This is a genomic window from Variovorax sp. Varisp36, from assembly GCF_047304235.1.
GTDB lineage: Bacteria > Pseudomonadota > Gammaproteobacteria > Burkholderiales > Burkholderiaceae_C > Variovorax.
Window position 1 is genome coordinate 13,718 of the sequence record NZ_JBGLYU010000012.1, and the last position, 23,451, is coordinate 37,168.

Below are 23,451 nucleotides of genomic sequence, written 5' to 3' on the forward strand. Positions count from 1 at the left end.
GCATTCAATGAGCCCTCCGGTTTTTTCGCGGCGCATCCAGGTCACCCAGCACGACGCCGCCCTGATCTGGCCCATCTTGTTGCTCTGTACGGCCTACACATTGTTGATGGGCGTTGCAGGTGTATGGGTCATCGACCTGGAGGCGACGGGTTGGTACATCGCATTGGGCATGGTGGCCTGGCTTGCCCTCTTCGCGCTGTGGCTGGTGGGTTTGGTGGTCGTCGTGCGCGCGTGGCTCTGGCTCGAGGCGCGCTGGTTGAAACCCGGCGAGCGCCGGCCCAAGCCCTTCAACGAAAGCGTGCAGGTCGACGTCGACGAAAGCGGCCTCTCGGTGCAAGGGCTCGGCCACGTCGACTGGATCGACGTGCTGACCTTCGAGGGCATTCCCGACAGCGACAACTACCTGATCGTTCATACCCGGCCCTTCAAGAAGCTGATGCTGACGGTGCCCGTCGATGACCTGGTGCCGGCCCTCAACCACTACCTCTCGCTTCGAGCCTGCCCCACGCCGACGGCCACAGGCGTGCTGCAAAGCCGCGCCGTGGTTTTCTGCTGGCGTTGTTTCCAGGCCTGGATTGCGGCGGGCTACGCTCTGGCGGGTGCGGCGGCCATTGCGCTGCTGCTCAATGCTTCCGACGCGGGCTTTCTGAAGACCATGGTGGGGCTGTGCGTGGTCGTGCCGCTGGCTGCATGGCTCGTGTGGTTCATTCCCTTCTCGCAGGTCAGCACTTTCGCGCCCTCGCGGGTGCGCGCCTTCGAACTCGACGGTGTGCAGTTGCGCAGCACCGACGGCAGCTGGCAAGCCGACCTGCGGCAGGCCCGTATCAGCCGCCGCCGTGCAAGCGGCCTCGGCTACGAGTTCAGCTTTCTTGCCATTCGGCCGCAGACGGGAAAGAACCTGGACCTGATGCTCGAAGGCGGCGCCGATCAAGATGCGCTGCTGGACGCCCTGAACGACCGCGCTTTGCTGCCACTGACGAACCCCGAGTTCTGAAAAGCCGGCCAGGCGGCGGTGGTAGCCTTGCCCCCCGATGAACCTCCGCACCAAGATCGTTGCGCTCGCTGTGGCACCCTTGCTCATCGCACTGGTGCTTGTGGCCCTCGCGGTGCGCCACCAGGAGCATGACCTCGCCCAGCGCGAGCGCGCCCTCATCGAGCGCAGCTACATGGACCAGCGCCGCAGCGAACTGCGCAGCTACGTGGACCTGGCCGTGAGCAACCTGCTTCCGCTGTACGAATCCGGCCAGGACGACGAAGCCACCCGCAACGAGGCTCTGCGCCGCCTCGCCGCGCTCAACTACGGCGACGACGGCTACTTCTTCGTCTACGACCTCGAGGGCAACTCGCTCATGCACTCGCGCCAGCCCGAACTGGTCGGCAAGAACCTCTGGGAGCTGCGCGATTCGCGCGGCCGCTACACCATCCAGGAACTGATCAAGGGCGCGAAGGAAAACGGCGGCGGCTACATCGAATACGAGTGGCGCAAGCCGTCGAGCGCGCAGATGGCGCCCAAGCTCGGCTACGTCACGGCGCTGCCGCGCTGGAACTGGATGGTCGGCACCGGCCTGTACCTCGACGACATCCAGTCGACCATGGACACCCTCGATCGGCAGATGAACGCCAACGTCACCGCCACGCTGCTGTGGATTGCCGGCATCGCCGCACTGTGCCTTGGCGTGGTCAGCGCCGCCGGCCTGCTGCTGAACCTCAGCGAGCACCGCACGGCAGAGGCCAAGCTGCGCCTGCTCGCGCGGCGCGTGGTGCAGTCGCAGGAAGAAGAGCGCGGCCACCTCGCGCGCGAGCTGCACGACGGCACCAGCCAGACGCTGGTGTCGGCCAAGCTGCTGATCGAGTCCGCCGTGGAATCGCTCGACCGCCAGCAGCACACCACCACGCCGCCCGCGCTGGCCAAGGCGCTGCAGCGGCTCAACGATTCGCTGATCGAGGTGCGCCGCATCTCGCACCGCCTGCGCCCCGCCTTGCTCGACACACTGGGCCTGCCCGCCGCGCTGGAGCGGCTGGTCGACGAGTTCAGGGAGGAGGGCGGAGTCGATGCGTCGATGATGATGGGCGGCGAATCCTTCGAGCTGCAGCCCGAAGTGAAGACAGCGCTCTTCCGCCTGACGCAGGAAGCATTGACCAACGTGCGCAAGCACGCGCACGCACAGCACGTGCACATTGCGCTGAACTTCGACGACGAAGAGGGCGTGCGTCTGGAAGTGAGCGACGATGGCACCGGCTTCGACATTCAGGCCGTGCAGCTCGACCCGCGGCGCGGCATCGGCCTGCGCAACATGCGCGAGCGCATGGAGGCCATCGGCGGGCGGCTCACCATGAACTCCAACGCGGGGCGCACCTCCATCGAGGCCGAGGTGCCGGCCCGCAGCGCGAAGGCACAGGCCGCATGACCACGACACAACAAGCCAAGGACATGCCTACTGCGGCCGTGCGCCTGTTCCTGGTGGACGATCACCCGCTGGTGCGCGACGGCCTGCGCGCCCGGCTCGGCTCCATGCCCAACCTGCAGATCGTCGGCGAGGCCGGCAGCGCCGCCGAAGCGCTTGCGCTGGTGGAGAGCCTGCGGCCCGACCTCATGCTGATGGACGTCGGCATGAAGGACATGAACGGCATCGAGCTCGCGGCGCTGCTGCTGCAACGCCAGGGCGCGCCGCACATCGTGATGCTCAGCATGTACGACAACCCCGAGTATGTGCAGAAGGCTCTGCAGGCGGGCGCACGCGGCTACGTGCTGAAAGACGCGCCCGCGGCGGAGATCGTCGCGGCCATCGAGGCTGTGTCGGCGGGCGGTACCTTCCTGAGCCCAGCCGTGTCGAAGAAGCTGTTTCGCACGCAGGAGCCGAGGCCGCTGCTCACCCCGCGCGAGAGCGAGATTCTTTCTGCGCTGGGGCGAGGGGAGTCGAGCAAGCAGATCGCGCGTGACCTGGGCCTGAGCGTGCGCACTGTGGAGGCGCATCGGCAGAGCATCAAGCGGCGGCTGGGGATCGAGGGGCAGGCGGAGCTCATCAAGTACGCGGTGGAGCATGCGCGGGAGTTCGGGCAGGGCTCCTGAATCGCTTGCCTGCTTCGTTAACTGCCAGCGCTTTGTGTACCGGCGCTGCCGATTGACGATTGCGCCAAGGAATCGAGGAATCTTCAACAGAAGTTCTTTCTGCGCGAGACAGGCCTTCTAAAGTGAAGATGGCAGTTATGGGCTCTGAGCATTCCATTTGAATCAGCTTCGGGGCGAACTGATCGTGTTCCCCAAGCGTCTGCGTGTGGCCGACTGTAGCCGCAGGAGAAGTTGGCGCGAAGGCCTCTGAGCTGCCGGCTCTCGCCCTCCAGAGCGGTCATCGGAAATTTCGCACTTGGGTCGCTTGTTGCGGAGCGTCGGATATACCATTCACTCGTCTATGGACCCGCTCTACAAGAAAGCCATCGCGCAAGGGGTTGCGGGGATGGCCGTATTCGTTGCCTTCATTTTCTTGCCCGCGGGCACGTGGAAATACTGGCAAGGCTGGCTCTTTATCGCAGTCTTTTCCGCCTCGACCATCGGCTTCACCGTCTATCTCGCCCTTCACGACAGGCCGCTTCTCGAACGCCGTATGAATGCCGGACCACAGCATGAGAAAGAGTGGTCGCAGAAGATCATCGTGTCGCTCATCATCCTCGCGTTTTTTATTTTTATCATCCTTCCTTCACTCGACTATCGATTTGGCGTCTCGCCGGTGCCCGCGTACCTGTCCTTTGTCGGGAACATCGTGATCGTCTTGTCGTTCCTCTTTATTTTCTGGGTGCTGAAGGTCAATAGTTATGCAGCAGCCAACATCAGTGTCGCGGATGATCAAAAAGTGATCGACAGCGGCCCCTATGCTTATGTGCGCCATCCCATGTACGCTGGCGCACTCTGGCTTTTCATTGGCATGCCGCTTGCACTTGGCTCGTGGCTCACGATCTGTCTGGTCCCGTTCATCCTGCCGGTGCTTTTCTGGCGGCTTCTTGATGAGGAAAAAATCTTGCGCCGCGATCTTCCCGGGTACAACGAATACGCAAGCCGTGTACGTCATCGTCTCATTCCGCACCTCTGGTAGGAAGTGGGATGGCCGCCTACAAGAAGTCGGTGCGCTGGAGGCGGTCGGTTAGCGGTGAGCGTCGGGGATGCCTATCGAACAGTCCGAACCTTAGATGGCGGGCCGCGGATCCTTGTCTGCGATGGAGAGATCGACCGGAACCCGGATCTCGCGCGTGACGTTCCCGGGCATCTCGAACATCAGCGTGATGTGCCCTTTTAGAAAGGTGTGCAGCATCGAACCCTCACTGAGACGGGAGGCTGCAAGAGGTGTTTCTGACTTCGCAGTTCACATCGCTTGCTTGCTTGCACATGGCCATTGCTTGGCTTGAAACCAGCTTCAAGCCGGCCGTTTTCGGGTCGGCCCCAACCATGTCGATCTCCGTACCAAAATAGAACGTACTGCTTTTTCCATAAGCCACCGCCCAACATCCATTGCGCACCTCAATTCTGATCTGGCAATCCTGCTTGCCACAATCGCGCAATGCTTCCTTTCTTGCAGCTTGGGCGCTTGTGCTGTCCTCCGACCTGCCACTAGAGCCCTTTACGCCTCTCCCATCGTCGGCCAACGCTCCGAAGCTCTCCGTCCATTTGCCAGTTTCATAGCGAAGCCAGCCATCCCCATGGTTGGCTGCGCCGTTCGGCCTGGCGCTGCGTTGCCGTTGTTCGTTTGGACCATATAGATCCGGATCGCTAGGTGAATAGCATTTTCCGTAACCGGGGATCATTCCAGGCGGGCAGGGTGATCCGCTGTTAGGTGGCTGCTGGGCGTATGCCAAGACTGGGCCCCACATCAACATCGAAACCAGGAAGAGTCGTTTCATATCGAATTTCCATCTGATTGACGTCCTTCCAGCCCGCGATGGTCGCAGGAGTAGCACGGGGATGATCATCTATCCAGCTTACTGAGGATCGCCAACTGCCAGAAGGAAGGAATGCGCATTTCGGACCTCGCGTTAGAGGTGCAATGCCCGAGAGAGATTTAACGTCGTGCTAGATCGATTGATCGTCGATAGCCGTCAGCTTCCAGCACATTCCCGATCGCTTGAAGAGATAGCGGACCTTCTCTCCGGAGTTCGATCCGGCAATTTCGATCTGACCTCCCGAGTCCTCGTCCTTTGCGATCCGAATGATCTTGCCTTCGCGCTTGGCACGATCTAGCGCCGTCATCAGCGGATAAGTCACTTGCCGCTGCGTGAGTTGTTTCGTCACGGGCTTCGGTTCTGGCTCCGCCTTGGCATCGATGGCAGTGGATTGCAGCGGCCAGCGGGTGAACTTCGCCTGGAGGGAGATGCTGTTTGCGAATTTCTCCACGAAGGTTTCGAAGGTTTTGCCGGGGCAATCCAGCGCCTCTGCACGTGCTTGCCCGTTCACAGCAGCATCATCCTTTTGTGCATGGAGAGCACCCGCGGGTTGCCGGACGCCATTGATGGAAAGCACCTGTTCGATGATGCGCTTGTCTCCATCGATGCGGGTCATGGCGACGACTTCGCACGGCTGGTTCTGCCTGCAGATCTTTTGCGCCCGTTGTTCGGCGTAGGTGTCGGCCTCAAAGAAGCAGGTCGCCCGACCGCTCTTTTCCAGCGATGAACCCGCCATGCCAGAGCCAGAGCTCAATGTGCCGGTACAGACGAATTGCTCCGGGTGAGCTTTTGCCGAAGCCGCTGCAAAAAAGAGCGGCAAGAGCAAAGCCAGGCGAGCGAGAACGATCGTTCGTTGCATGGAGGCCTCCTTGATTTTCCTGGTTTGGCAAAGATGGTGTGCGATTTTGGATCTTAGTGTTGGGGCCGAGGCGAAACGAATCAGTTGTGCACGGCTTCGTCCTTGCCGCCATCGGGCGACCGTTCAAAGGCGGTGATGGTGATGGTCATCGGATATCCAGACTCATTGCCAAAATCACATTGCCAGAATCCCGTTCTTCCTATGCGCTTAGTGCTTAAGCCATGGGCAAACTCAGCTCGACGATGGTGCCATGCGGCTGCGCATGCTGGATGACAAGGGCCGCGCCGATGGACTGCGCCCGTGCCCGCATGTTGCCCAGGCCGTGGCCGGACACGCGGCCCTGCTCCGCGGAAATACCGGCTCCGTCGTCCTGCACGCGCAGCTCGAGCCGGTCGGGGCCTTCGACCCGCCTTGCCGTCACGCGCACGGTGGTGGCCGCTGCGTGCTTCAGCACGTTGGTGAAGGCTTCGAGCAGGATGCGCTGGACGTTGAGCACCGTGGTCGGCGTCAGGCTGCGCATCTCGGGCAGCGCCGCCACCTCCCATTCGACCCGCAGCCCCGCGGCCTCCAGCCGCGGCTGCAACCGATAGCGCAGCGTGGCGAGGACCGTGGCGAGGTCGCCGTTCACCGGCTGCAGCGAATCGACCGCCATGCGCAGTTCGTCGAGCGCCGCGTGAGCCTGTTCCTGCAGCGCCTCGGCCGCGGCGCCGCCTTTCTTCATCATGCTGAGCAGTCCCACCAGATGTGCGCCCACGCCATCATGGATGTCGCGCATGATGCGTTGGCGCTCCTGCAGCGCGGCCTGCTCCTCGCTCTGACGCTGCTGCAGCCGATGGGACTCGCCGAGCTCGGCTTCCCGCTCGGCGATGCGCCGCGCCAGAGAGGCATTGAGCTCCCTGTATGCGGCCACCTGGCGAACGTAGTGCCCCACGACCGTCCCGCCCATCGCCAGCACCAGGAAGAACACGGCCAGCGGCAGCATGGCGTAGGACATCGAACCCGACTCGGGAATGCGGACCACCATGAAGTCGCGCGCACCGGCGACGATCGCCGTGACGCCGGCCAGGCACATCAGCGTCGACTCCCACGTGGGCGCCATCCACATCTTTCGCACGATGCTGTACATCATCACCATCGCCGGCAGTAGCAGGCTGCCGAGCACCAAGGTGTAGATCAACGGCTGGTGCCACAGAAAGCTGGCCGTGACGGCGCATACGCACAGCCCCAGGTACACCCAGAAGGCAACCCGCATCCAGGGGCGCAGCTCGGCGATCGCCACCATGACGAAGCGCGCCATCAGCAGCAGGAGCACGCATAGCGCGATGCCGCCGACCGCGCCCCAGGCCGGCCACGGCAGCGGCGGCGTGATCAGCAGCCGGCCGGAGATGGTCGTCACCCCGAACAGCGAGATCAGCGCGAAGATGCCATACAGGCCCTCCCGGTGCTGCCACCACAGGCCGCCCGCAATCAGCCCCATGAACACGAGTGCCCAGGTGATTGCGGTGGGAGCGGACTGGCGCCAGAGTTCATTGGTGCGATACATCGGAACGACCACCGACTGGACGCCGAAGATGACCGCGCTGAGTCCGCCCCAGCGGCCGGGCTGCACCGCCGCATCCACCTGCAGTTCGGTGGGGGCGTCATGCGAGAGCAGGGCGGCCGGCACGGTCATCAGGACCGGTAGCTTGGCCATGTCCGTCGATTCATCGCCCAGCTCGCCCAGCTTGGTCACCAGATGGCCGCCGACGCGCACCTCGACCTGGTTGCCGATGCGCGGAAAAAAAAGCGCGTATGGCTCCGCACCGCGGACCGGCGGCAGCATGAGCTGATAGCGGGCCCTGCCGCCGCTGTGCGGGTGGTCGATGTCCCACCGATGTGGCAGGGCGCGCTCGACGGGCGCCTCGGCCGGGCTTCCATCGGGCCAGAGCGTGACGAGCGCACGGTCGATCTGCACGAAGCCCGCGTCGGCCCCACCGCCCTCACCGCCGGCATTGCCCGCTTCGGCGCGCGGAGCGGCCAACAGCAGCGCGAGCGTCAGGCTAGCGATCCAGCAAGCCCAGTTGACGGGCCTCGAAGACCGCCTCGGTTTTCGAATGCACGGCAAGTTTGCTGTAGATGCTCTTGACATGGGTCTGGATGGTACTGAGCGAAACGCCGAGCAGGCTCGTCAGTTCGGGGTAGGTATAGCCGCGGGAGACCAGAGCGAGGACTTCGGTCTCGCGCGGCGACAGCGAGGCGACGGCGGGCGCGGCCGCAGCGATCGGCGCGGCCGTGCCGGGCGCCATGCGGGTCAGGAGCTGACGCGCAATGATCGGCGACATGGGCGAGCCGCCGGCGTGCAGCTGCAGCACGTGGCGCGACAGATCGTCCTCGGTGCCGTCCTTGAGCAGGTAGCCGCGCGCGCCGGCCTCGAAGGCCCGGATCATGTTGGCCTCGTCTCCGAACATCGTGATCACCATCGTCTCTGCCTTCGGCGCGAGCTGGCGGCACCACTCGATGACCTCGAAGCCCGAGCCGTCGGGCAGGCCGAGATCGACCAGCAGCACGTCGGGCCGCCCCTCGCGCAGCCAGGCATGGATCTCGCCGGCCGTGGCTGCCGTGAACACCAGTTCCAGCGCCGGGCTCTGGGCTACCGCGCTGCACAGGCGCGCGCGCGTGCCGGCCTCGTCCTCGACCAGCGCGACGCGGACGCGGTCAATGGCGGTCATTGCACAGCGCGGCCGCAGGGGGTGTCGCGAGCACAGTTTTCATTCAGGTCTCTTTCCTGGGAACCGGTGAGTGACAGGCCCGCACGCAGGCGCGCGTGGGCTTCCGATGCGCGAGCTTTGCCTGCTTTGCACAGGCCGCGTATCCCGCGATCAGGGGAGGCGGCCTTCAGCCATCTTTCGCACACTGCGCTCCACATTTTGTGACATCCGGCTCTGTTTTTTTACGAGGACCTCCCGACATGACATCTTTCAAGAAAACGCTGTGTGCGACTGCGGCAAGTACCAGCCTGGTGTTGTTGGCCGCCTGTGGTGGCGGCGGCGGCGGGGGCAGCGGCGCCGCCCTGTTCCCCGTTGCCGGGTCGCCGCCAGCGGCCCCGCCGTCGACGCCGCCATCGGCGCCGCCAGCCTCGAACCCGCCGCAGACCTCATCGCAGCTGTCCGGCGTGGCCGCCACCGGCGCGCCCTTCGCGGGCGCCAGCATCGTCGTCGTCGACCAGACCGGCGCCACCGTGTGCACGACGCAGACCGATAGCGCAGGGGCCTACGCCTGTCCTCTGCCCGCCAGCGCCAAGGCCCCGCTGGTGATCACGGCCCAGCGCGACGACCTGACGCTCTACAGCACGACCGCCAGCACCACGGGGGGCACGGCCAACGTCTCGCCATTGACCACCATCATCGTTTCCCGGCTGTCGCCGGACGGCAACCCCGCCAGCCTGGCCGGTGCCATCCAGGCGAACCCCGGCGCCCTGACCGAAGCCTCGATCCAGCAGCAGGTGACGAGCCTGGTGGCCGCCCTCCAGCCGCTGCTGAGCACGCTGGGCCAGGGGACCCTCGATCCGGTCTCCGGCGTCTTCGTGGCCGACGGCACCGGCCCGGACAAGGTGCTCGACGCCATCTCGGTGAGCGTGCGCCCCGACGGCACCGCCGCCAACATCGAGATCACGGTCAAGACCGTCCCCGCGACCGAAGGCAGCGCGCCCGTTTCGATCACTTTCCGTTCCAGCGACAGCACCACGCCGACGCTGCCTCCGATCGCGGCCGGCGATCTGGCGCAGGTCCCGTCGCCCGCGGCGGTCGCGGCGCTGTTCGACAAGGTCACGGCATGCTTTGCACTGCCGCTGTCGCAGCGCGTCAATGCGCCGAACGACACGTCGGCCGTGACGGGCACCGCCACCGACGTGATCGCGCCCGCCTGCCGCACGATGTTCGTCGGCGACGACCCCGGCACCTACTACCAGAACGGCTCGTACGTGGGGCGCGACGGCAGCAACGCCGGCGCCTTCGCGGGCCTGTTCAGGCCCGGCACCACCGGACTCAAGTGGGACCGCGGCAACTTCGAGCACGTTCGCGCGAACGGCGACCTGCTCCTGAGCTACCGCACGACGGACGTGTCCGGCAACGTCGACTACGACACCATCGTTGCGCGCAACGTGAATGGCACGCTCAAGCTGTCGGGCAACGGCTACACCTACGCCGCCCGCGTGCGGCCTTATTCCGAACATCGCGAGCTGATCAACACGCCGGACTTCAGCTACTACACGACGGGCTACAACGTCAACATCGACAACAAGACGGACGGCAACGGCAATTCGATCTTCAGCCAGGTGGTGCTGACGACCCCCACCGGCTCGACGCGGGTCTACCTGCCGACCGCGGGGCTGTCCTATCTCGTCGCCGCGAAGGACGATGGCGTGACGCCGACGTCCGGCAGCGTCTTCCGTCTGCGCGGCGAGTACCAGAACACCGCGACGGCGGGCAACCCGAGCGACAGGGAGAGCAGCCTGTTCTTCCTGAACCCGCAGTACAGTGACGCGCAGATCAGCGCGCTGAACGACCAGAGCGTCTGGAAGCTCGAGTTCGTGCCGGTGGGCGGCGCTGTCGGCAATCCCGGCAATGTGACGCAGTCCTACCGCACGCTGTCGCGGGCGCAGAGCATCGGGGAGATCCGTCAGGTCGCCTTCGTCGGCCTGACGGCGGCAATGCGCTCGCAGCTGATCTCGGCAAGCTCGGCCACGGGCAACCTCGTCTTCGGCGCGCCAAGCCAGAACGATCCGAACCTCATCGACTTCAGCGCCGACGGCAACCTGGACGCGTGGACCGTGCCGCAAGGCGCACTTCCCCCCACGTCGTTCACGGCGTACGGGCGCGCACCGAGCCCCGGCCCGGGCCAGCAGGGCGCCCGCTTCAACGACAGCACGGGCGTTGCGAGCCAGGCACGCTCGGTGGTCCTGCGCTGCTCGACGCAGACCGTGAACGATCTGCACTGCGACAGCAGCCTCGGGCTGCAGTACGCTGCAGGCACGTCGCTCAACAACTTCGAGCTCTGGGCACGCACGTCCCGCCAATTGGAGATGAGCAAGAAAGTGGCGCTCTACGAGTTCCACTGAATCGGCATCGAGCCCGTTGCACGGCCCCGCCTCGGCGGGGCTTTTTCATTTGCGGGTTGGCGCTCGATGCACGGTAGCCAGGCCTTCATGGCAACATCGAAATACCCTTGCCCGATGTCCTTCAAACAACCTCATCAAAATCCCCTCGAATGCCCGACCTTCCCCATAGCCCCGCCGCCGACCGCAACAAGCAGCCCATTCTGGACGCGCTGATCCGCATCCTCGGCGAGCGCGGCACTGTGTTGGAGATTGCGTCCGGTACGGGGCAGCACGCCGCCTGGTTCGCGGCAACCATGACTCAATGGGTATGGCAACCCACCGACGCAGATGCCCGCATGCTCCCCGCGATTGCAAGCCGAGTCGCGGAAGCCGCGCGACCGAATCTCCGCCCGCCGCTCCTGCTCGACGTGATGGCCCCTCGATGGCCATTGCAGGGTTCCGCACCCGCTGAAGAAGAAAAGAAGTTCGACGCGATCTACTGCGCCAACATGCTGCACATCGCGCCCTGGACCACATGCGCTGCCTTGATGCAGGGGGCCGCGCGGCATCTGCTTCCTGGCGGCGTGTTGATCACGTACGGGCCGTATCTGGAAGATGAAGTTCCAACGGCGCCGGGCAACCTCGCGTTCGACGAAGATCTGCGCGCCCGAAATTCCGCATGGGGCATTCGCCGCGTGGAAGACGTGACGGCAGAGGCGCACCGAGCAGGCCTCGTGTTGCGCGAGCGGCACGCGATGCCCGCGAACAACCTGCTGCTGGTCTTCGGCTTCCGGTGAATGCGTGGGTGCAGTTCGTTGCGCTGGAGATTCTTCTCGCGCCAGCGTGCATCGATCACGATGTTTCACTTTTGAAACGCGCGCATGTCCCGCTCCCTCGGCGGGGCGTTTAAAGTTCGAGCCCGGTGCGCTCCGCGCCACTCATTTCCCTTCAACCGTCCGATCGAAGAAAGAACCTCATCTTGAACAAGACCGACCTCATCACGGCCATTGCCGCCGACACCAACCTCAGCAAGGCCGATGCCGCCCGCGCGCTCGACTCCACCATCGAAAACCTGTCGCGCGCCCTGGCCGGCGGCGACACGGTGCAACTGATCGGCTTCGGCACCTTCGCCGTGGCGAGCCGACCCGAGCGCACGGGCCGCAATCCGTCGACCGGCGAGCCGATGACCATCAAGGCCAGCAAGGCGCCCAAGTTCACCGCCGGCAAGGCGCTGAAGGACGCGGTCAACGCGCCCGCCGCAGGCCAGTAAGAGCTTCTTTCCTTCCTCCGTGGCGCCGGCGCAGCAGCGCACGGCCTGCGGAGGGGCCATCTTCAGGTAGCCGTCGCGTTCCGCGCTAGAGTCCGTGCACGTCCACAAGCTCAGCCATCAGACATGCCCGACGCACCTGTGCCAACGCAACGTTCCCATGCGCTCTTGCTGCCGCTGCCGCAGTGGCTGCTTCGGCTCCTTCCGATAGGGGCCTGTCTTCTGGTTCTGGGCTGCGCAGGCCCCACCGGGCCACGGCCGGGAGCCGCCGTCACCAGCACGCTGACGGCCGAACAAACCAACAGCATCGCGATCCATGCACTGGGGCTGGTCGGCACGCCATACCGCTATGGGGGCAACACGCCGGATGGCGGCTTCGACTGCAGCGGCCTCATCGGCTACGTCTATCTCAACAGCGTGGGGCAGTCGCCGCCGCGCACGGTGGCGCGGATGGCGTCCTTCGGCAGTCCGGTGGCGATGTCCGACGTTCGCACCGGCGACCTCGTGCTCTTCGGCTCGTTCGCACCGACGCATGCCGGCATCTACGTGGGCGGAGGCCGCTTCGTGCATGCGCCGTCGACCGGCGGCGAGGTGCGGCTCGACAGGCTCGACGGCGTGTATTGGTCGCGCCAGCCGACGCAGGCTCGGCGGCCCTGAGGGTTCAGGCGGACTTGCCGCGACCGCTCTTCCTGGCAGGGCCTTCGGTGCGCGGGCTCGCCGCGCCCGCCGCGGCGCTGCTGCCGTTCAACTGATCGACCCACGACAACGCATCGACATACGACATGAACCGGTTGAGGTATTCCGGCGACAGGTCGCGCATCAGCGTGAGCGAACGGTGCACGAGGTGATGCGAGTTGAGGGGGCCCGCGTTCTCCGGCACCTTCGCCAGTGATTGCGTCAAGCGCCGATCCGCGCTGAGCCTGGACCATGTGCTCTTGAAGTAGCGGATCGACTTCAGTTCGGTGGAAGGCGAAAAGGCAGGGAGGCCGCGTGCCGCATTGCCCGCCGCGGGCGGCGAGCTGTCGCCAGGCACCGGTGCATGCCGGGCAATGTGATCGACGAGGCCGGCGAGCGCCCCGCGCTCTGGTGCGGCTTCCTGCTTCGCCACATCCGCTGGCTGTGCCTTTCCAAGATCCTCGCCGTACACGGCAAGCAGCGTGGCGACCTTGTCGTCGAGGATGCGCCGGGCCTCGCCGCTGTACGCGGCCGCGCGCCTGGCCATCGCTTCGATGACACGAAAGCGCACGGGATCGAAACGATGATCGCCGCGCTTGATCGATGCGGCGACCATCGCGGCGGTGTCGAGGCACGTCTCGTGATCAGTCACGGGGCTTTGCGCCGGCATTGTTGGAGGGCCTCGGCGTGGGCGCCATTTCCACGCGCCTGTTCTTCGAGCGCCCATCGGCATCTGCATTCGAGGCCACTGCCTGCTCAGATCCGAACGCCGCCGCGAAGATCGACGACGACGGTACGCCCGATTCGATCAGCGCCCGCGTCACCGTCAAGGCACGCTGCGCCGAGAGCTCCCAGTTGTCTGCAAATTGGCGCGCGTTGTCGCGCATCTGCCGGTCGTCGGTGAAGCCGCTCACCATCAGGATCTCGTCGCGCGACTTGAGGTACGCGCTCAGCGGCGCGGCCAGGCTCTTGAGCAGTTGCCGGCCTTCGGGCTGAAGCTCCGCGGAGTTGAAGGCAAACAGCACGCTGCCGCTGATGCCGATGCGGCCGTTGTTCAGCGTCACGCGGCCGGCTGCGAGCGGCCCCGCGAGAGCTTGCTCCAGCGTTTGCCGGCGCTTGGCCTCGGCCTGCCGCTGCTTGACCTCGGTCTCCAGCCTGGACGCGAGCTCCAGCTGCATGCCGATCGCGCACACCAGGATCAGCACGAAGGCACCGAGCAGGCCCGCCATCAGGTCGCCGAACACCGCCCACACCGGCACGCCCGGTTCGTCGAAGCCGGCATCGAGGTCTTCGCGCATCATGCTTCGCTGTCCACCGGTGCCTGCTGTTGCTGCCGGCTGGCGATCTGCTGCATGTCTTCGACAATCTGCTTTTGCGACATGATGCTCAGGTCGATGACTTCGCGCGCCTGCGCAACGTAGTAGGCCAATTGCTCGTCGCTGCGCGTGATGGACTTGCCCAGCGCGCCTTCGATGCGCTGCAGGTGGCCCACGAGCTTGTCGTTCGACTGGCTGAACAGCTGCACGGCAAGGCCGAAGGCTTCACCGAGGCTCGCCACTTCGACGGCACTGCCGGTGATCTGCGCGGCAACGGCGGCCATCTTCTCGGACTCCGCATCGGCCTTTTCGGTGAAGCGGCTGCCCACGCGCTCCAGCAGGTCGGCCGATGCGGACACCAGCGTGTCGATGGCCGTGCGCTGTTCGGTGGAGGCATGGTTCACGGCATCGAGCAGGGTGGCCAGCGTTTCGAGGATGCGGCTGCGCTCTTCCAGCATCGCGTTGTCGCGGGTCATGCTGTCGGCGAGTTTCTGGCGCAGCTCGGTGACAACCTCGGCTGCGGCGCGCGGTGCTTCCGCTGCGGCTTGCAGCAGCTGCGCGATCTCGGCGACGGTGTTCTTCGCATGCGCCTCGGTCTGGGCCGACATGTCCCGCGCGGTTTGCGCCATGGCGTCGATCAGTTGCTGCTGCTGGCTCGCGTTGTGTGCGCCGGCCTGCTGCCATTCCTGCTGCAGCGATGCGGCCATGGTGGCCAGCGATTGCGTCCACGCCAAGAGGCGCTGTTCGTCGCGCGATGCCATCTCGGACACGATCTCGGCCGCGGCCCGTGGAGCTTCCGAAGCCGCCTGCAGCAACTGTGCGATCTCGGCGACGGTGCTCTTCGCGTGCGCTTCGGTCTGGGCCGACATGTCGCGCGCGGCCTGCGCCATGGTTCCGAGAAGTTGTTGCTGCTGGCTCGCGTTGTGTGCGCTGGCTTGCTGCCATTCCTTTTGCAGCGAGGCGGCCATGGCCGTGAGCGATTGCGTCCAGGCCGCGAGGCGTTGCTCGTCGCGCGATGCCATGTCGGTCTGCAGCCTCGCGTGTGCGCCATCGACCGTGTCCAGCAGCGACGCGGAGTGCTGTGCAAAGGCGGCGGCGGCCGACGACAGGGCCTGGCGCGCATCGCCCGAGAGTTTTTCGCTCACGCGCTGATGCTGCGCAAGCGCGCTGCCCCAGGTGTCCGACACGTTGCCCACGGCGCTCTCGAGGCGGGCGGAGACGGTGTCGACCAGCGCAGCCGAGCGTTGCTCGAAGGTCTGCGCGAATTGGTCGTGCGAGCCGCGCATGTCCTTCGACAAGGCTTCGCTCGTGCGCTGGTGTTCAGCGAGCGCTGTCTTCCAGGTATCGGCCACGCGGGTGGTGGTGGCCTCGAAGCGGGTCGACAGGCCGTCGAGCTGCTGCTGCACGGTCTGCGAGATGGTGTCGTGCAGCGTGGCCGTTTCGCGCGCGATGCCGGCCATGGTGGCTTCGACGACCGGCTGGATTGCCGCGCCGGCGACGCGTGCGCTCTCGGTCAGGCTCTGCTTCAGCGACTGGTCGACGGAAGTGGCGAGGCTGCCGTACACGGCCTCGGCCTTGCTGTGGAAGAGGTCCTGGCTGGTGGCGAGGCGTTCGTTCAGCGCGTGGCTCTGGCGTTCCATCGCCAGCATCATGGCCTGCAGCTGGCCGACCAGCTCGGGCATGGCGTGGGCCTGCTGCTGCAGCAGCTTGAACGATTCCTCGCGCTGATGCGTGAGCGAGAAGACGCGCAGGGTGGTCGCGATCTGGGTGTCGAGCAATTGCCCGGCCTGCAGCCGCTCGCGCCGGCTCAGCGCCGAGGCCAGGCCCAGCATCGCCGACGCGGCCACGCCTGCCACGGAGGTGCCGAAGGCCAGTCCGAGGCCCTTCACGGGAGCGGACAGCGAGTCGCGGATGGTCTGCAGGTCGGTCGAGCTTTCCAGCGCGAGGCCGGTGCCCTTGAGCGTGACCACCATGCCGACGAATGTACCGAGCATGCCCAGCAGCACGAGAAAGCCGGCGAGGTACGGCGTCATCGCCGGGCCGGGCAGGCCGACGCGTTCGCCCTCGATGCGCAGGCGCACCGCGTTGCGCAGCGAAGGATGCAGCCGGCCGAGCCATGCGCCGAGGTTCTCTGGCGGGGTGGAGAGGTCCGCCACGGCCTGCGTCAATGTGGAGGTGGCCTGCTGGAAGCGATGAAGTTCCAGCGCGCCCATGAGGTAGGACGCGCCAATGATCGCGGTGACGGCCAGCGCCAGCGGGTTCGTGCCGATGTATCCGGCGCCCACCCAGCCGACGACGGCCAGGCCTGCGACAAAGACGGCGTATTGAAGGAAGCGGGTCATGGGGTCCTGGTGGCCTGGGTGCGAAGTGCTTCGAGCAGCCCTTCGACCGGTTGAAATCGAAAGTCCAGTTCGGCGAGCAGCACGTCCTGGGCGTCTTTGCGGAACACGTCCAGCCACGCATCGGGGGGTTGGGTGCCGCTGTCTGTCTCTGCTTCGTCAGGCGTCCCGGCGGCCTTGCGCAAGCGCTCGAAGTGCTTTTCGAGCATCCCGGGCACGGCCGACAGCAGGCTGTGCTCGCGCGCCTCCAGCACCTGCGCCATGACCACGTCCACCGATGCCAGCCGGGCCATGGCCGGCGATCTGGCTGCCAGCGCCGAGCGCAGCCGGCTGCGCAGCGAACCGACACCGGCCTCCATCGCCTGTTGCCGGGCAAGGTAGCGCCGGCGGTACGGGGTGAACTCGGGCGTCGCGTCCTTGCCGGTGCCGAAGGTGCTGTCTTCGGCGATGGCATTCGCCAGGGCGGTTCGCACGCGTTGGCATTCGCCTTCTTCGGTGTTGCGGGGAGCGCGGGTGCCGGGCTGTGCCATCGTTGCCGGTGCGCCATCGAGCGCCGCGGACAGCGAGATGGCATCGGTCCAGCCGAACCACTGGCTCAGTCGGTCGGCGGTGGGTTGTGCGGGTTCGCGAGCATCGATGTCAGCCAGTCGGGAAAGCAAGCGAATGAGCGCCGAGCCGTTGAAACTTGTGCGCCTGAAAACTTGCCCCATACCGCTTGAACGCGCCTGATCGAAAAACCTGGCAGTCTACAACAGCGACCTCTCGCAGAGGCCTGCCCGGCGGCCTCCCCAGGCCCCGGCTGTGTAACGAAATGCCAGTTCCATCACGCCCGCGGCGACTTCACGTGCTCGGGCCGCACGCCCATGCCCACGGTCCGCGCCGGCAGCCTGCGCAGCAGCGGCCAGCGCGCCAGCAGCCGCAGCGGCCAGGGCAGGTGCCCGGAGCCGGACGCCAGCTCGCCGCCGAGCACGGGCACCAGCACGCGGTCCTGTATCAGGCGCTGCGCCGCCTGCGTCACGCGCACCGGCCATTCCCGGCGGCGCTGGAGCTGGGGCAGCAGGGCGTCGATTTCCTTCTCGCTCGCGGCGCCGGCCAAGGCCTGGGCCAGCAGGTTCGCGGCGGCCACGGCGTCCTGTACGGCGAGATTGATGCCGACACCGCCCACCGGCGACATCGCATGGGCCGCGTCGCCGATGCACAGCAGCCCGCGGCACGACCAGGCCTCGAGGCGGTCGACCGTCACCTCGAGCAGCTTCACCGCGTCCCAGCCGGGCAGGGCCGATGGCAGCCGGGCGGCGAGAAAGGGAGCGACCTTTCCGATCTCTTCATGGAACGCCTCGATGCCCCGGGCCTGCAGCGCAGCGTGGCCGCCCTTGGGAATCACGAAGGCGCATTGCCAGTAATCGCCGCGGTTCAGCATCGCCAGGAAGCGCCCGCGCGCGATGTAGCCCCCGGTGGTGGAGGGGTCGCCGGCCTGCTTGGGAATGGCCATCCACAGCGCGTCGATGGGTGCGCCGTAGCTGATGTGCGGCAGCGCCGCGGCATCGCGCAGCGCGGAATGCCGGCCATCGGCCGCCACCACCAGCGAAGCATGCAGCTCGACATCCTGCGGCTGGCCCGCGCGGGCGCCGCGCCGCACCTTCACGCCGTTGACGCGTCCCTTGTCCTGCAGCAGGCCGATGACCTCGGCATCGGTCCACAGCTCGAAGCCCGGATAGCGCCGGGCCTCGTCGCACATGAAATCGAGGAACTCCCATTGCGGCATCAACACTAGGAACTTGCTGTGCGAGGGCAGGTGCGTGAAATCGGCCACCGGGATGCTGCGGCCTTCGAAGGTGACGCGCAGTTCCTCGATGCGGTCGTGCGGGCGCTGCAGGAAGGCGTCGAGCAGGCCCAGCTCGTGCAGGATCTCGAGCGTCGACGGGTGCACGGTGTCGCCGCGAAAGTCGCGCAGGAAGTCGAGATGCTTTTCCAGCACGACGACGGGCACGCCGGCCCGGGCCAGCAGAAGGCCCAGCACCATGCCGGCAGGACCGCCACCTGCGATGCAGCAGCGTGGTTGTGTGTCCATGGCTTCGATTCTTTCGCCCCCTGATCGCGTCCTGATGAGGGCTCACATATTCGCGCCTGGTCCGGTTCCTGCGTGTAGGCCCGCAGGCATTGCACTGCGGGACGGCGCCTGCCGTACCCGGGTTTTCCATTACGCAAAGCCACGCATGCACTCCGCGCAGTCCGACGGATGCGCCCGCGCCGAAGCCCGGCAAAACTCCTCGGGTTCAATATAGAGGAGACATCCGCATGCACAGCATCCGACGCCATCTGGTGTGGCTGGTCGTGGCCGTGGTCGGCGCATTCGCGCTCGGCACCGTGGCCCTGACCCGAGGCGAAAGCGTCAACGCCCTCTGGGTGGTGGCCGCCGCGATCTGCACCTACCTGATCGCCTACCGCTACTACAGCCTGTTCATCGCCGACAAGGTGCTGGGCCTGGACGGCAACCGCAAGACGCCGGCACACCGCCACAACGACGGCCTGGACTATGTGCCGACCGACAAGAACGTGCTGTTCGGCCACCACTTCGCGGCCATCGCCGGTGCGGGCCCGCTGGTGGGTCCGGTGCTGGCGGCGCAAATGGGCTACCTGCCCGGGCTGCTGTGGATCCTGGCGGGCGTGGTGTTCGCCGGCGCGGTGCAGGACTTCATCATTCTGTTCATCTCCACGCGGCGCGACGGCCGCTCGCTCGGCGACCTCGTCAAGCAGGAGATGGGCGTGGTGCCCGGCATGATCGCGCTGTTCGGCACCTTCATGATCATGATCATCATCCTCGCGGTGCTGGCGCTGATCGTGGTGAAGGCGCTGGCTGAATCGCCGTGGGGCACCTTCACGGTGGCAGCGACGATTCCGGTGGCATTGTTCATGGGCGTGTACCTGCGCTACATCCGCCCGGGGCGCATCGGCGAGGTGTCGCTGATCGGCTTCGTGCTGCTGATGCTGGCCATCTTCGGCGGCCAGGCCGTGAGCCAGAACCCCGAGTGGGCCCCGCTCTTCACCTTCGACGGCAAGGCGCTCACGTGGATGCTGGTGGGCTACGGCTTCATTGCCGCGAGCCTGCCGGTATGGCTGCTGCTGGCGCCGCGCGACTACCTGTCGACCTTCCTGAAGATCGGCACCATCATCGCGCTGGCCATCGGCATCGTGTTCGTGATGCCTACGCTGCAGATGCCGTCCGTCACGCAGTTCGCGCAGGGCAACGGCCCGGTGTGGGCGGGCAGCCTGTTCCCGTTCCTGTTCATCACCATCGCCTGCGGCGCCGTCTCGGGCTTTCATGCGCTGATCTCCTCGGGCACCACGCCCAAGATGCTCGACAACGAGCGCCATGCGCGCTTCATCGGCTACGGCGGCATGCTGGCCGAGTCCTTCGTCGCGGTGATGGCGCTGGTCGCGGCCTCGTGCATCGAGCCCGGCATCTACTTCGCGATGAACAGCCCCGGCGCGCTGGTCGGCACGACCGCGCAGCAGGTGGCGGCCACGGTGTCGAGCTGGGGCTTCGTGATCACGCCCGAGATGCTGCTGCAGACCGCCAAGGACGTGGGCGAGACGACGATCCTCGGCCGCGCAGGCGGTGCGCCGACGCTGGCCGTGGGCATGGCCCACATCCTCCATCAGGTGATCGGCGGGCAGGCCATGATGGCCTTCTGGTACCACTTCGCGATCCTGTTCGAGGCGCTGTTCATCCTCACGGCTGTGGATGCCGGCACGCGCGCGGGCCGCTTCATGCTGCAGGACCTGCTGGGCAGCTTCGTGCCCGCGCTCAAGCGCACCGACTCGCTGCCGGCCAACCTCGTCGCCACCGCGCTGTGCGTCGCGGCCTGGGGTTACTTCCTGTACCAGGGCGTGGTCGATCCGCTGGGCGGCATCAACACGCTGTGGCCGCTGTTCGGCATCTCCAACCAGATGCTGGCCGCGGTGGCGCTGATGCTGGGCGTGGTCGTGCTGTTCCGCATGAAGCGCGAGCGCTATGCGTGGGTGGCGATTGCGCCTGCCGTGTGGCTGCTGGCGTGCACGCTCACCGCGGGCTGGCAGAAGATCTTCTCGGCCGACCCGAAGATCGGCTTCCTCTCGCATGCGGCCAAGTACACCGACGGCATCGCCAGCGGCGTGCTGGTGGCGCCGGCCAAGACGCCCGAGGCCATGTCGCGCATCGTGTTCAACGACCGCCTCGACGCGGCGCTGTGCGCGCTCTTCATCTTCGTGGTGCTGAGCGTGCTGGTCTACAGCATCAAGGCCTGCCTGGCAGCGCGTGCGGCCAACCGGCCGACCACCAAGGAAACGCCGTTCGAGCCAGTGGGCGCTGCCGCTGCCACGGCCGCGCACTGACGCCATGGGCCTCGCATTGCCGGAAGCCGGGCGCTACTTTGCGCGCTCGCTCAAGCAGTCTCTGCGGCTCATGGTCGGGCTGCCCGACTACGACGCCTACCTGACGCACATGGCGGCCACCCACCCGGACCGCGCGCCGATGAGCTACGAGGCCTTCTTCCGCGAACGGCTGGAGGCGCGCTACGGGGCAGGCAAGGGGCGTTGCTGCTGACGCGCCGCTGCATCTAGAATCCTGCGGTCGCGCGACGCGATCCCTTCGCCCAAAGCCCCGGCCATCGAGCCGGTGCGGGCCGGCGAAGGCACCCAACCCAGATTTCCTCCAGGCAGGGCGTACACGGTTTCTCCATCCGATCGATGGGGAGCCGGTGTGGCGCTTCGCGATTTCAAGAACAAATCGCCCTGAGGGAATTTCGCCATGTCCGTCCGTTCTCGCGCGCTGCGTTTTCGCCTGCGCCATCCGTCCCTGTTCGTTGCCGCCCTGGCCGCCGCGCACTGCGCGGCACAGGCCCAGAGCGCTGATGCGACGCTCAAGGAAGTGACCGTCAGCTCCGAGCAGGACGTCGGCTATGCGCCGTCCATCGGCAGCACTGCCACCAAGGGCTCCGCGCCCCTGCGCGACATTCCGCAGGCGGTCAACGTGGTGCCGGCGCAGCTGCTGCGCGACCAGGGCGCGACTTCGATGCAGGACGCGCTGCGCAACGCGCCCGGCGTGTCGTTCAACGCGGGCGACGGCCAGCGCGACCAGGTGGTGATCCGCGGCTTCACCGCCATCGCCGACTGGTTCGTCGACGGCGTGCGCGACGACGCGCTGTACTTCCGCGATCTCTCGGACACCGAACGCATCGAGGTGCTGAAGGGCCCGGCCGCAGTGCTGTACGGCCGCGGCTCCTCGGGCGGCCTGATCAACCGCGTGACCAAGAAGCCGGTCTTCGACCGCGCCTTCGGCGAAGTCTCGCTCGGCCTCGGCACGCACGACTTCAAGCGGCTCACCACCGACCTCAACACGCCCATCGGCGAGAACATGGCGTTTCGCCTCAACGTCGCGCGCGAGAAGTCGGGCAGCTACCGCGACCAGCAGTTCATCGACCGCTACAACGTCGCGCCGTCGCTGGCCATCAAGTTCAGTCCGCAGACCGATCTGCTGCTGCAGTACACCAACGCCTACGACCAGCGGCTCACCGACTTCGGCATTCCGGCGCTCAACGGCCGCCCGGTGAACGTGCCCATCGGCACCTACTACGGCTCGGCCTTCGGCAAGCGCGACGACACCACCACGACGAAGGTGCAGTCGTTCACCGCCACGCTGAACCACCGCTTCAGCGACACGCTGAGCCTGCGCAACACCACGCGCTATTCCAGCTACGGACTCGACCGCTACAACACGCTGCCCAGCGGTACCACCGACCCCGTTCGCCTGACCGTGGGCCGCACGCGCGGCTTCATCCTGCGCGACGAGAGCGGCTGGTTCAACCAGACCGACCTGACATGGCGCAACGAGCTCGGCGGCTTCAGGCAGGAATGGCTGCTGGGCGCGGAGTTCGGCCAGCAGGAGAAGCGGGCGTACTCCGTGTCGTCGGCCACCGGCTTCGAACGCGTGAGCATCCTGAACCCGGTGGCCGCACCCGCGCCGATTCCGCTCGCGAGCTACACGGCCAGCAGCGCGATCCCGAGCAACACGCGCTTCAAGACCGCCGCGCTCTACGCGCAGGACCAGATCACCCTGGCACCGCAGTGGAAGGCGCTGGTCGGCGGGCGCTACGACGTTTTCGGGCAGGACACCTCGTTCGAACGCACGCTGGCGCCGTTGTCGCGCACCGATCGCAAGTTCAGCCCGCGCGCGGGCGTGGTCTGGCAGCCGAGCGAAACGCAGTCGTACTACGTGTCGTACAGCCGCTCGTTCCAGCCTTCGGCCGAGACCTTCGCGCTGTCGGCCAGCAACACCGCCAACGACCCCGAGATCACGGTGAACAAGGAGATCGGCGCCAAGCTCGACTTCCTGGATGGCGCGCTCAACCTCACTGCTGCGGTGTTCAACCTGGAGCGCTCGGGCATCAAGAACACCGACCCGACCAATCCCGCACGGCAGATCAACGTGGGCACGCAGCGCACCAACGGCATGGAGCTGGCGCTGGCCGGCAAGCTGCCGGGCCGCTGGGACATCAGCGCGGGCTATGCGTACCTCGACGGCCGCATGACCAAGTCGCTGGCCACGGTGAGTTCGCTGCAGTTGCCGGTTGGAGCGGCGATGCCGGTGCAGGGCAAGATCGCGCCCCTCACACCGCGGCACTCGGCTTTCGTGTGGCTCATGAAGGACCTGGGCAACGGCCTGAGCGCGGGCGGCGGCGTCAACTACGTGGCCGCGCGCTATGCGTCGCTGAGCAACCTCGTCACGCTGCCTTCCTATGTCACGGCAGACCTGGCCGCGAGCTACAAGACCGGGCGCTACGAGATTTCGGCGAACCTGAAGAACATCACGAACCGCAAGTACTACGTGTCGGGGCATGGCAGCGTGGACAACCTGATCATGCCGGGGCCCGGGCGCGAATTGCAGGTGATGCTGACCGCGAAGTTCTGAGGCACGGGCGCGGGCTCAGTCTCCGGCTGAGGCGGCCTGCGCG

The 23,451-nt window shown here is 66.3% G+C and carries 21 protein-coding genes; 11 read left to right on the plus strand and 10 right to left on the minus strand.

Translation table 11 applies throughout. The features are described 5' to 3' along the window. The first annotated feature begins 7 nt into the window (after positions 1-7). From ACCD11_RS09775 to ACCD11_RS09790, 4 genes are all read left to right on the plus strand, one after another. Positions 8-994: a hypothetical protein gene (locus ACCD11_RS09775; RefSeq protein WP_413313702.1), complete on the plus strand. Its 987-nt coding sequence runs from the start codon at positions 8-10 to the stop codon at positions 992-994. A gap of 37 nt (positions 995-1,031) precedes the next feature. Then, positions 1,032-2,408: a cache domain-containing protein gene (locus tag ACCD11_RS09780; RefSeq protein WP_007837241.1), complete on the plus strand. Its 1,377-nt coding sequence runs from the start codon at positions 1,032-1,034 to the stop codon at positions 2,406-2,408. After that, a complete protein-coding gene (locus ACCD11_RS09785; RefSeq protein ID WP_007837242.1) occupies positions 2,405-3,070 on the plus strand; it encodes a response regulator transcription factor in 666 nt (221 codons plus the stop codon). Before ACCD11_RS09780 ends, ACCD11_RS09785 begins: the two co-directional genes overlap by 4 nt. Positions 3,071-3,410: 340 nt before the next feature. Further along, entirely contained in the window at positions 3,411-4,088 is a 678-nt protein-coding gene (locus ACCD11_RS09790) for a methyltransferase family protein (RefSeq protein WP_413313703.1), read from the plus strand. A 90-nt stretch (positions 4,089-4,178) separates the two neighbouring features. Here the strand turns inward: ACCD11_RS09790 and ACCD11_RS09795 are convergent, their stop codons facing one another. From ACCD11_RS09795 to ACCD11_RS09815, 5 genes are all read right to left on the minus strand, one after another. Continuing rightward, positions 4,179-4,304, minus strand: coding sequence for a hypothetical protein (locus ACCD11_RS09795; protein WP_413313704.1), 126 nt, complete (start codon positions 4,302-4,304; stop codon positions 4,179-4,181). A 7-nt stretch (positions 4,305-4,311) separates the two neighbouring features. Further along, the gene (locus ACCD11_RS09800) at positions 4,312-4,890 is read right to left on the minus strand and encodes a DUF4189 domain-containing protein (RefSeq protein ID WP_413313705.1); all 579 of its coding nucleotides are present in this window, start codon (positions 4,888-4,890) and stop codon (positions 4,312-4,314) included. 169 nt (positions 4,891-5,059) lie between these two features. Then, positions 5,060-5,788: a hypothetical protein gene (locus ACCD11_RS09805; protein ID WP_413313706.1), complete on the minus strand. Its 729-nt coding sequence runs from the start codon at positions 5,786-5,788 to the stop codon at positions 5,060-5,062. Positions 5,789-6,002: 214 nt separating this feature from the next. Continuing rightward, the gene (locus tag ACCD11_RS09810; protein WP_413313707.1) at positions 6,003-7,808 is read right to left on the minus strand and encodes an ATP-binding protein; all 1,806 of its coding nucleotides are present in this window, start codon (positions 7,806-7,808) and stop codon (positions 6,003-6,005) included. 19 nt (positions 7,809-7,827) lie between these two features. Continuing rightward, the gene (locus ACCD11_RS09815) at positions 7,828-8,496 is read right to left on the minus strand and encodes a response regulator transcription factor (protein ID WP_007837248.1); all 669 of its coding nucleotides are present in this window, start codon (positions 8,494-8,496) and stop codon (positions 7,828-7,830) included. A 239-nt stretch (positions 8,497-8,735) separates the two neighbouring features. Between ACCD11_RS09815 and ACCD11_RS09820 the strand changes: the two genes are divergently transcribed. The 4 genes from ACCD11_RS09820 to ACCD11_RS09835 all read left to right on the plus strand — a co-directional run bounded on the left by ACCD11_RS09820 (position 8,736) and on the right by ACCD11_RS09835 (position 12,786). Continuing rightward, on the plus strand, positions 8,736-10,883 hold the full coding sequence (locus tag ACCD11_RS09820; RefSeq protein ID WP_413313708.1) for a carboxypeptidase regulatory-like domain-containing protein: 2,148 nt from the start codon (positions 8,736-8,738) through the stop codon (positions 10,881-10,883). Between the two features lie 149 nt (positions 10,884-11,032). Next, a complete protein-coding gene (locus ACCD11_RS09825; protein WP_413313709.1) occupies positions 11,033-11,659 on the plus strand; it encodes a DUF938 domain-containing protein in 627 nt (208 codons plus the stop codon). Positions 11,660-11,841: 182 nt separating this feature from the next. Further along, positions 11,842-12,132: an HU family DNA-binding protein gene (locus ACCD11_RS09830; protein WP_056593546.1), complete on the plus strand. Its 291-nt coding sequence runs from the start codon at positions 11,842-11,844 to the stop codon at positions 12,130-12,132. 123 nt (positions 12,133-12,255) lie between these two features. Continuing rightward, a complete protein-coding gene (locus ACCD11_RS09835; RefSeq protein ID WP_413313710.1) occupies positions 12,256-12,786 on the plus strand; it encodes a C40 family peptidase in 531 nt (176 codons plus the stop codon). A gap of 4 nt (positions 12,787-12,790) precedes the next feature. Here ACCD11_RS09835 and ACCD11_RS09840 read toward each other — a convergent pair whose 3' ends face one another. From ACCD11_RS09840 to ACCD11_RS09860, 5 genes are all read right to left on the minus strand, one after another. After that, positions 12,791-13,474 (minus strand): DUF2894 domain-containing protein, encoded by a 684-nt coding sequence (locus ACCD11_RS09840; protein ID WP_007837261.1) that lies wholly within the window; start codon positions 13,472-13,474, stop codon positions 12,791-12,793. Then, a complete protein-coding gene (locus tag ACCD11_RS09845; protein ID WP_413313769.1) occupies positions 13,449-14,102 on the minus strand; it encodes an OmpA family protein in 654 nt (217 codons plus the stop codon). Before ACCD11_RS09845 ends, ACCD11_RS09840 begins: the two co-directional genes overlap by 26 nt. After that, entirely contained in the window at positions 14,102-16,462 is a 2,361-nt protein-coding gene (locus ACCD11_RS09850) for a DUF802 domain-containing protein (RefSeq protein ID WP_413313711.1), read from the minus strand. The genes ACCD11_RS09845 and ACCD11_RS09850 overlap by 1 nt, the downstream gene beginning before the upstream one ends. Continuing rightward, complete coding sequence (locus ACCD11_RS09855; protein ID WP_007837265.1) at positions 16,459-17,169, minus strand: DUF3348 domain-containing protein; 711 nt, start codon at positions 17,167-17,169, stop codon at positions 16,459-16,461. Before ACCD11_RS09855 ends, ACCD11_RS09850 begins: the two co-directional genes overlap by 4 nt. 113 nt (positions 17,170-17,282) lie before the next feature. Continuing rightward, positions 17,283-18,530 (minus strand): FAD-dependent oxidoreductase, encoded by a 1,248-nt coding sequence (locus tag ACCD11_RS09860; RefSeq protein ID WP_413313712.1) that lies wholly within the window; start codon positions 18,528-18,530, stop codon positions 17,283-17,285. A gap of 227 nt (positions 18,531-18,757) precedes the next feature. Between ACCD11_RS09860 and ACCD11_RS09865 the strand changes: the two genes are divergently transcribed. From ACCD11_RS09865 to ACCD11_RS09875, 3 genes are all read left to right on the plus strand, one after another. Next, entirely contained in the window at positions 18,758-20,833 is a 2,076-nt protein-coding gene (locus tag ACCD11_RS09865; protein ID WP_413313713.1) for a carbon starvation CstA family protein, read from the plus strand. 4 nt (positions 20,834-20,837) lie between these two features. Further along, on the plus strand, positions 20,838-21,044 hold the full coding sequence (locus ACCD11_RS09870; RefSeq protein WP_007837269.1) for a YbdD/YjiX family protein: 207 nt from the start codon (positions 20,838-20,840) through the stop codon (positions 21,042-21,044). 204 nt (positions 21,045-21,248) lie between these two features. Further along, a complete protein-coding gene (locus ACCD11_RS09875) occupies positions 21,249-23,408 on the plus strand; it encodes a TonB-dependent receptor (protein ID WP_413313714.1) in 2,160 nt (719 codons plus the stop codon). Positions 23,409-23,451: the final 43 nt, after the last annotated feature.